Source organism: Gaiella sp. (genome assembly GCF_039915195.1).
Taxonomy (GTDB): domain Bacteria; phylum Actinomycetota; class Thermoleophilia; order Gaiellales; family Gaiellaceae; genus Gaiella.
Window position 1 is genome coordinate 1 of sequence record NZ_JBDSNT010000030.1, and the last position, 8,640, is coordinate 8,640.

General features: G+C 66.3%; 9 protein-coding genes and 1 pseudogene. 6 read left to right on the top strand and 4 right to left on the bottom strand.

All coding sequences use genetic code 11. The annotated features are described in order from the left end of the window. Positions 1–219: 219 nt before the first annotated feature. A complete protein-coding gene (locus ABIR74_RS02795; RefSeq protein WP_348175092.1) occupies positions 220–1,047 on the bottom strand; it encodes a DNA-formamidopyrimidine glycosylase family protein in 828 nt (275 codons plus the stop codon). Between the two features lie 20 nt (positions 1,048–1,067). Between ABIR74_RS02795 and ABIR74_RS02800 the strand changes: the two genes are divergently transcribed. The 3 genes from ABIR74_RS02800 (at position 1,068) to ABIR74_RS02810 (ending at position 3,872) form a co-directional block, all read left to right on the top strand. Further along, positions 1,068–1,967: an asparaginase gene (locus tag ABIR74_RS02800; protein ID WP_348175093.1), complete on the top strand. Its 900-nt coding sequence runs from the start codon at positions 1,068–1,070 to the stop codon at positions 1,965–1,967. A gap of 112 nt (positions 1,968–2,079) precedes the next feature. Next, positions 2,080–3,174: a sigma-70 family RNA polymerase sigma factor gene (locus tag ABIR74_RS02805; RefSeq protein WP_348175094.1), complete on the top strand. Its 1,095-nt coding sequence runs from the start codon at positions 2,080–2,082 to the stop codon at positions 3,172–3,174. A gap of 191 nt (positions 3,175–3,365) precedes the next feature. Further along, a complete protein-coding gene (locus ABIR74_RS02810; protein ID WP_348175095.1) occupies positions 3,366–3,872 on the top strand; it encodes a fasciclin domain-containing protein in 507 nt (168 codons plus the stop codon). A gap of 59 nt (positions 3,873–3,931) precedes the next feature. On the opposite strand, the gene ABIR74_RS02815 is transcribed toward ABIR74_RS02810, so the two are convergent. Together ABIR74_RS02815 and ABIR74_RS02820 are read right to left on the bottom strand one after the other, a co-directional pair. Then, positions 3,932–4,717: a mechanosensitive ion channel domain-containing protein gene (locus ABIR74_RS02815; RefSeq protein ID WP_348175096.1), complete on the bottom strand. Its 786-nt coding sequence runs from the start codon at positions 4,715–4,717 to the stop codon at positions 3,932–3,934. Positions 4,718–4,768: 51 nt separating this feature from the next. Beyond that, positions 4,769–6,001: an aspartate kinase gene (locus tag ABIR74_RS02820; protein ID WP_348175097.1), complete on the bottom strand. Its 1,233-nt coding sequence runs from the start codon at positions 5,999–6,001 to the stop codon at positions 4,769–4,771. Positions 6,002–6,092: 91 nt separating this feature from the next. On the opposite strand from ABIR74_RS02820, the gene corA reads away from it, so the two are divergent. Beyond that, positions 6,093–7,088: a magnesium/cobalt transporter CorA gene (gene corA / locus ABIR74_RS02825; protein WP_348175098.1), complete on the top strand. Its 996-nt coding sequence runs from the start codon at positions 6,093–6,095 to the stop codon at positions 7,086–7,088. A gap of 39 nt (positions 7,089–7,127) precedes the next feature. Here corA and ABIR74_RS02830 read toward each other — a convergent pair whose 3' ends face one another. Continuing rightward, a complete protein-coding gene (locus tag ABIR74_RS02830) occupies positions 7,128–7,775 on the bottom strand; it encodes a pyridoxamine 5'-phosphate oxidase family protein (RefSeq protein WP_348175099.1) in 648 nt (215 codons plus the stop codon). Between the two features lie 150 nt (positions 7,776–7,925). On the opposite strand from ABIR74_RS02830, the pseudogene ABIR74_RS02835 reads away from it, so the two are divergent. Both ABIR74_RS02835 and ABIR74_RS02840 read left to right on the top strand, forming a co-directional pair. Then, positions 7,926–8,246: pseudogene (locus ABIR74_RS02835) on the top strand (tyramine oxidase); the annotation flags it as partial. Positions 8,247–8,354: 108 nt separating this feature from the next. Further along, positions 8,355–8,640, top strand: a 286-nt coding sequence (locus ABIR74_RS02840) for a lycopene cyclase family protein (protein ID WP_348175100.1), incomplete at its 3' end; no start/stop codon positions are given.

Genomic DNA, 8,640 nt, shown 5'->3' on the forward strand with positions numbered 1-8,640 from the left:
ATGTCGTCGACGAGATGCGACCGGTCCGGCATCTCGGGAACCTAGCACCGACGATTCGCCTCCCGGGCCTGTCCGGACCGGTGGTCCGGTCATCTGCGCTGTCTTGCGAGGAGGCGCGGCGCGTCCCAACTTGGTCCTGACCGCACGGCAGGATCTCTTGGAGGTGGACAGCCGGAGCATCTGCCGACATGCGGCCTGGTAACGGCTGCTGCTCGAGGCCTAGCGCAGAAGTCGTGACAGCCGCCGGTCCTTGAGCTCCTTGCCCCCCGTCTGACAGGTCGGGCAGTACGTGATCGTGTGCTCCTCGAACGCGACGCGCCGGAGCGTGTCGTGGCCGAGCGGGCATGGCTCACCGAAGTGTCCGTGGATCCGGTAGACGATCGTGTCGCCCTTGCCCGCTTCGCGCAGTGTGAGTGCGCGCGAGAGGTCGTCGTCGATCGCCGCCGCGAGTCGCGCGACCTCCTCGTCCGAGAGGTCAGTCGAGAGCTTGAACGGCGAGAGCTTCGCGAGCCAGAGGATCTCGTTTGCATGTGCACGACCGATTCCCGCGAGAGCCCGCTGGTCGCGTAGTAGCGGGTGGAGCTGCCTCCGCTCGCGCTCCAGGATCTCGCCGAGTCGCTCCGGCCCGAGGCCGAGCGCGTCGGGGCCGAGATGCGCGAGCTCTGCTTCGAGCCCCTCGGGTGTCAAGAGCCAGACGCCCGCGCGTTTCTTCTTCCCGGCCTCGGTGAGCACGAGCTCGCCGCCGTCCGTGAACGTGAGACGGAACATCGGCGTCTTGGGCGTCCTTGCCCCGGGCGCGTGGTAACGCAGCCGCCCGGCGCTCATCAGGTGGACGCGAAGGACGAGCTCGCCGTCTGCGGTGGGGAGCACGAGGTTCTTGCCGCGCCGGTGCGCCCCGCCAAACGTCCGTCCCTCGAGCGAGCGCAGTGGCGGGTCGAACGTCTTCACGGTCGCGATGTGCGCGGGGCCGGCACGCTCGATCGGCGCCCGCACGACGAGCGGGTCGAGCTCGCGTACCCACGCCTCCACTTCCGGTAGCTCTGGCATCTCCTAGTAGTTTCCCTGCAATGGCCGATCCGATCCAGGTCGAGGTGGTGCGCGGAGGCATCGTCGAGGCGCGACACGCCGTGCATGCCGTCGCCGTCCGCGACGGGCAGATCGTCGCCGAAGCGGGCGATCCGCGGTCGCTCGTCTTCCTCCGCTCCGCTGCGAAGCCGATTCAGGTCCTCCCGCTCGTGAGCGCGCGAGCCGATCTCGACGACCGCGAGATCGCGATTGCGTGCTCTTCGCACCTCGCCCGACCCGAGCAACTCGAGATCGTACGCGGGCTCCTCGCGAAAGCGCACGCAGCTGAGACCGACCTCGAGACCGGAGCCGAACCGACGCCGATCGAGCACACGTGCTCGGGAAAGCATGCGGGGTTTCTGCTCCTCTGCCACGAGCGCGGCTACGAGACGAGCGGGTATCGCCTCGCCTCCCACCCCTTGCAGGTGGAGCTGCTCGCGACGGTCGCGGCCGCTACCGATGTCGACCCGGCGTCGATCGAAGTAGCGATCGACGGCTGCGGCGTGCCGACCTTCGCTTTGCCCCTCGATCGCTGCGCGCATGCCTTCGCTCGCCTGCCTCATCTCGAGGGGGGCTCGCGAGTGGTCGCCGCGATTCGCGCCTACCCGGAGATGCTCCGGGGGCCGATCGCCGCGGATGCGATGTTCGTTTCGGAGGTCGACGGATGGATCGCGAAGGGAGGGGCCGAAGGTCTCTTCTGCGCAGGTTCGCCCGACGGGCTCGGGGTCGCTCTCAAGGTGGAGGACGGGGCCTTCCGGGCAATTCGCCCTGCACTCGCCCACTTTCTCCGCCGGTTCGGCATCGAGACGGGGACGCTCGGTTTCGTCACGGTAGAAAACAGCCACGGCGAGCCAGTGGGGGAGCTTCGAACGCGTCTCGAAATTGGTCGCACAAAGCGTTGATCTCACGTATAGGATTCGCCGCCTGCAAGGGGGAAGCCGGCCGGAGGGGGTCGGGGGATCGGTACTTACAGGGATAGGGCTCGTCTTCGTCAACCACGAGAAGAAGGGGTTCATGCTCTCGGTCGAAATCGCTCTGCCAGACGTCGAGGAACTGCACAAGCTCATCGAGCAGGGGCAGGAGAAGGGGTTTCTCACCTACGACGAGATCGTCACCGCGCTCGAGGACGTCGAGTTGACGAAGGAGCAACTAGAGGAGTTCACCACGTACGCGACCGACCACTCGATCGAGCTCGTCGAAGGGGAGCAGCACAAGCGGCTGCCCCACGAGGCGGTTCCGGTGGAAGAGGAGAAGGCGGCACCCAAGCTCGACCTCAGCGTCGAGCCCTCGCTCGACTCGCTCAGGCTCTACCTGCGCGAGATCGGGAAGGTGCCGTTGCTGACAGCGCATCAGGAGGTCTCGCTCGCGAAGAGGATCGAGCGTGGCGACATGGCGGCGAAGCAGCACATGATCGAGGCGAACCTGAGGCTCGTCGTCTCCATCGCCAAGGGGTACCTCGGTCGGGGCCTCTCGTTCCTGGATCTGATCCAGGAGGGGTCGCTCGGTCTGATCCGGGCGGTTGAGAAGTTCGACCATCGCAAGGGGTACAAGTTCTCCACGTACGCCACGTGGTGGATCCGGCAGGCCGTCACGCGCGCGATTGCGGACAAGGCGCGCACGATCCGGATCCCGGTGCACATGGTCGAGAAGCTCAACAAGGTCGTACACATCGAGCGCCAGCTCGTGCAGCGACTGGGCCGTGAGCCGAGGCCGGAGGAGATCGCGGAGGAGCTCGAGATCCCAACGGAGGAGGTGCGGGAGATTCTCCGGATGGCGCAGCAGCCGATCTCGCTCGAGAAGCCGATCGGCGAGGAGGAGGACTCGTCGCTCGGCGACTTCGTGCCGGACGACACGGCGGAGTCACCGTTCGATACGACGTCGGTGTCGCTGCGCAGGTCGGATATCGACCTCGCTCTGTCATCGCTTCCCGATCGGGAGCGGAGGGTGATCGAGCTGCGGTTCGGTCTCTGTGGCACCCAGCCCTGCACTCTCGAAGAGGTGGGGCAGGCGTTCGGCGTCACACGCGAGCGCATCCGCCAGATCGAGAACAACACGCTGAAGAAGCTCGAAGGACTGCCTGAGGCTCAGGCGCTCCGCAACTGCATGTAGGAGCAATGCGGCGAAGCCGCTGCATGCCGGGGGTGGCCTTGGTCGCCTCCGGCATCTCCTCTCGTGCTCGTCTTCGGACCACGACATACGACGATCGCGGGGACGCGAGTGATCCAGCTGCGCCGTCGGCCCGTATCAGGGGGATAGTTGGACAAAAGAAGGACAGCCCCCGACACGGAAGGAAGTCAGCCATGCGCAAGATCCTCGTACTTCTCGCACTCTCGGCCATCATGGTCGCCGTCGTTATCGCCCCCACAGCAGGCGCGAGCAAGCAGGCCAACAAGGACATCGTCGGCACTGCCGTCGCTGCCGGCCAGTTCAAGACGCTCGCCTCGCTCCTCACCTCTGCGGGCCTCGTCAAGACGCTCCAGGGGAAGGGCCCGTTCACGGTCTTCGCACCGACCGACGCTGCGTTCGCGAAGGTTCCGAAGGCGACGCTCGCCAAGCTCGGAAAGAACAAGGCGCTGCTGAAGAGCGTTCTTCTCTACCACGTCGTCAAGGGCAACGTCCCCGCGAGCAAGGTCGTCACGCTCGACGGCAAGTCGGTGAAGACAGTGAACGGTGCCGCCGTCAAGATCTCCGTCAGGGGCGGCAAGGTCTACCTCAACGGCTCGACGCTCGTCACGAAGACGGACATCAAGGCGTCGAACGGCACGATCCACGTGATCAACAAGGTTCTCCTGCCGCCGGCCAACTAGCCCGGAGCAGGAAGGCGCATCGGCACACGGGCCGCGGGCAACCGCGGCCCGTAGTGGTTCTAGGCGGCGAGAAACCCCTTCTCGCGGAGCGCTCGGAGCCCGAGCTCGCGCAGGTCGCTCACGAGCGAGACGACGTCTGCGTTCATCGGACCGTAGGTTGCGACCTGGAGCCATACGGTGCGATCGACAATGTCGCCGACGAGGACGCGTGCGCTCTCACCGTTCGTCCCGGGCAGCGTCGTGATGGAGGCGAGAAGCGCCTCCCGGGCTTCGTCGATGGGCGTTTCGATCGAGACGGGGAACTGCGCCGAGATCAGCCGTCGCGGATCCCTGATCGTCCGGTTGATGATCTTGCTCGTCGTCAGCTGTGTGTTCGGGACGAACACGCGACGCGCGTCATCGGTGACGAGCGTCGTGTAGATCAGAGCCATCTCCTCGACGAAACCCGTCTCGCCGTCGACCGTGATGCGATCGCCGAGACGGAGCGGCTGCGTGAAGGCCACGAGCAGACCCGAGCCGAGATTCGAAAGCGGGGTGCTGAATGCGAGACCCGCGAACAGCGCGAGGACGGCGCTCGAGGCGAGGAGCGCCTTCGCTATCTCCGATGTGATGTCGTAGAGCGACAGCACGGACCAGACTGCGATCGTCGCGACGAGGGCGACGCCGATGCGGCGTGCGAAGTGGAACGTCGTGCGCCGCCGGGCCACCGCGCCCGGATCGCGTCGCTCGAGGCGCGTCTCGTAGCGGTTGTACGCGAAGTCGAGCGTGACCCGAAGGGCGATCACGACCGCGATACCGATGCCTGCGGTGATGAGCGTCTCGGTGGTTCGATTGGAGAGGTCCATTGTCAGCGTGATTCGGCAGCGAGGCGGCGGAGCCTCCCTGCCTGCCCGCCGCTACGCCTCGTTGAACGGCTCGTTCTCGAGCTCGAACGCGGCGTGCAGCTCCCGGACGGCGTTCGGGATCTCGGAGCGAGCGATCATGCACGAGATCTTGATGGGGGATGTCGAGATCATCTGCAGGTTGATCCCGTGGTCCGCGAGCGTGCGAAACATCTTCGCCGCGACGCCCGGATGCGAGCGCATCCCGGCGCCGATCAGAGAGACCTTGCCGAGATCGTGGTTCTCCTCGACCGTGAACGCCCCGAGTTCGGCGCGCGTGCTCTCGAGAGCACCTTGCGTTGCCGGCACGTCCTCCGCGGGCACGGAGAACGACATTTCGGCATTCCCGTGAACGACGTTCTGGATGATCGTGTCGACGTTCACGTGCGCCGAGCCGACGACGTCGAAGATCAGCGCGGCGACGCCGGGCCGGTCGGGGATGTCGGACAGCGTGAAGACCACGTCGTTCTCGCTGTGGGTCACCGCCGACACGATTGGCTGCTCCATCGAGGCTCCTTCCTGAACCCAGGTGCCCTCCTCGTCCGAGAACGTGGAGCGGGCATGAATACGAACACCGTGATTGCGCGCCAGTTCGACCGCGCGCAACATGAGCACCTTCGCACCGGACGCAGACATCTCGAGCATCTCCTCGTACGAGATCGTCGGTAGCTTCCTGGCGTTCGGCACGATCCGCGGGTCGGCAGTGAAGACGCCGGGCACGTCGGAGTAGATCTCGCATGCGGCTCCGAGCGCTGCCGCCAACGCGACGGCCGTTGCGTCGGTGCCGCCGCGGCCAAGCGTCGTTACGTCCATCGTGTCGCGGGAGAATCCCTGGAACCCCGCGACGAGAACGATCTTGTCCTCGTCGAGAGCATCCTTGACTCGGTCGCCTCGGATCTCGCGGATCTTGGCCTTCATGTGAGCGCCGTCCGTGAGGATCCCGGCCTGGGATCCCGTCAGGGAGATCGCCACCTGCCCGAGGTCGTGGATCGCCATTGCGACGAGGGCGCAGGCGATTCGCTCGCCGGTCGAGAGCAGCATGTCGAACTCGCGTGCGTTCGGCGTCGGCGAAACCTGGTGGGCGAGATCGATCAGCCCATCGGTTGTCTTGCCCATCGCGGACACCGTGCCGACGACGCGCAGGCCGCGCTGCTTCGCCTCGACGAGGCGTCTCGCGACGTGTTGGATCTTGGCTGGATCGGCGACCGAGGAGCCGCCGAACTTCATCACGACGGTGTCGAAGTCCACGGCAGGAGCCTACCGTGAGCGTGTTCCCGAGAGACCGAGAGTCGTACCCGCCGGGCGGGATGGCCTCCGGCGCCGGGCGTACGATCGCCGAGTGAGCATCGATCCCGACGCGCCCGACCCGGGCAACCTCCTCCACTGCTCGGCGAAACGGCGATTGCAGATCGAGCGCGACAGGGTGCACGACCTGCTCGCCGACGGAGAGTTCTTCTGGCTCGATCTTCACGACCCGGAGGTGGGCGATCTCGAGATCCTGCGCGACGAGTTCGGCTTCCATCCTCTGTCGCTCGAGGACTCATGGCGCTTCGATCAACGCCCGAAGATCGACGAGTACGACGACTACGTGTTCCTTGTCGTGTTCGGGGCGTCGAGCGAGGACGACAGCGACGGGCTCGTCGAGGTGCACTGCTTCTACTCCGATCGGTTTCTCGTCACGGTGCACCGCGACGCAGCGCCCTCGCTCGCGGCGCTCCGCGAGCGTTACGTCAAGCGGGATGCGCCCGTCGATGATCCGGCCCGGCTGATGCACGCGGTCGTGGACGGCCTTGTCGACAGCTTCTTCCCGCGCCTCGAGACAATCGACGACCGGATCGACGCGCTCGAGGACGAGATCTTCCGTGACGCGGGTGACGCCGCGCTGCAGGAGATCTTTGCGATGAAGCGGACTCTCGTGACGATGCGCAAGGTCATCGCGCCGCAACGGGACCTCTTCTCCTCGATCGTCGTCGGGGTCGAGTCGTTCCCTGGCATGACCGATGATGACCAGCGTTACTTCCGCGACGTCTACGACCACCTGATCAGGATCGGCGACATGATCGATACGTATCGCGATCTCCTGACAGGTGCCATGGATGTCTATCTCTCTACGGTGTCGAACCGACTCAACGTGGTCATGAAGCAGCTTGCGATCATCGCGACCGTCTTCATGCCCCTGACGTTCTTGACCGGCTTCTTCGGGCAGAACCTCGGGTGGCTGGTCGCCAATGTTGGCGGTCTGGGCCACTTCCTGGTCTTCGGGATCGGCGTCGAGTTGATGACGCTCGCGATCGTGGTCGGCTACTTTTTCCGGCGGGGCTGGCTCGGCCGCTAGGCGCCGCAGTCGCTTTCCCTGCGGGCGTGCTCCCTGGCCTTAGCCAGGCAGCGGGACCGTGAGCCCGGGCCGCTTGTAGCGCTTCGCGTACGCCGGCACCGTGAGGCCGGCCTTGAGGTCGGGCGCGGGCACGGGCGAGAGAGACCGGACGGTCAGTGGTATGTGTCCAGCCCAGACGTCGAGCTCCGCATCGGGCGTGCCGTCGTCATCGGGCCCACCGACGCGAACTTTCGCCGACGCCTCGTCGAGGGGTAGCCAGAGCACGCCCGTCGCCTTCAGTTCCTTCCGCGTCGGAGGGCGCGAGTCTGCCCACCGGCCGGGAAGAAGCTTCTCGGTGAATGCCTCGAGAACGGCGTTCTTCTCGTCGGCCTCCGTCACGGTCGTCGCCGTGCCGAGCACGACGACCGATCGGTAGTTGATCGAGTGCTCGAAGACCGACCGGGCAAGAACGATGCCGTCGAGGAGCGTCACGGTGGCGCATGCCGGAATCCCCTCGCTGACTGCGCGAACTGTCCTGCTTGCCGCCGAGCCGTGGACGTACAGCCGGTCGCCGAGGCGGGCATGCAGCGTCGGGATCACGTATGGCTGCCCGTCGCGCTCGAAGCCGAGATGGCAGACGAGTGCCGCGTCGAGGATTGCGTCGATCGTCTGCCGGTCGTACGCAGCGTTCTCGTGAACGCGCTTCACGCGCGTGCGGCTAGACGGTGCTCCCGAGCGATGAGCCATAGCGCGTGAGCGTACACGGTGGCGGGGAGGCCGCTGTTCACGGATCGTCTCCGGGCAGCGTTCGCCGCGCGGCATCCGACAGCGACGAACGAGAGGCCACGAGTGGGGTTCTCCCGCGCGCAGGCGCTCGAGCACTCGCTCTGGGTAACGCCGTTTGCGGAGGACGAGCGCTGGCCGTGTGGTGAGTTCCCGGTGCAGGCGGCGGAGGACACGGGTCTTCCTGTGTGGACGGCGGCGAATCGGTCGATCGAGAACACCGACGTCGTGCTCTGGCACGTCTTCGGTCTCCATCACGTGGCGCGGCCCGAGGAATGGCCGGTGATGCCGGCGGATGTCGTCTCGTTCTGGCTGAAGCCGTTCGGCTTCTTCGAGTCCAAGCCCTCACTCGACGTGCCGCCGAACAAGCCTGCCCAAGGGGCCGCGTGCCACTAGGGCGCTGCTCTCTCGATCTCGACCAGCGGGCGGGATTCGCTCACGTTCGGTCTCCTCTCGACTCTGCGCCCGGACGAGTACGGGTCTCGTTCGCGATAGCCTGCTGCGATGTCCTCCCGCCTCGCATGTGACGTCCTCGTGGTCGGCGGTGGCAGCGGGGGGTGTGTGGTCGCCGGCCGTCTCGCTACCGAGAGCGAAGCGCGGGTCATTCTTGTCGAGGCGGGGCCGGACTACGGCACGCGGTCGTCCGGTCTCTGGCCCGCCGATCTGCTCGACGGCGGCGCGCTCGTCACCTCCCACGAATGGGGCTACGCCAGCGGGCAGCTTGCAGGGCGTGAGCCGATCGCGTTTCAGCGCGCCCGCGTGATGGGCGGCTGCTCCGCTCACAACGGCT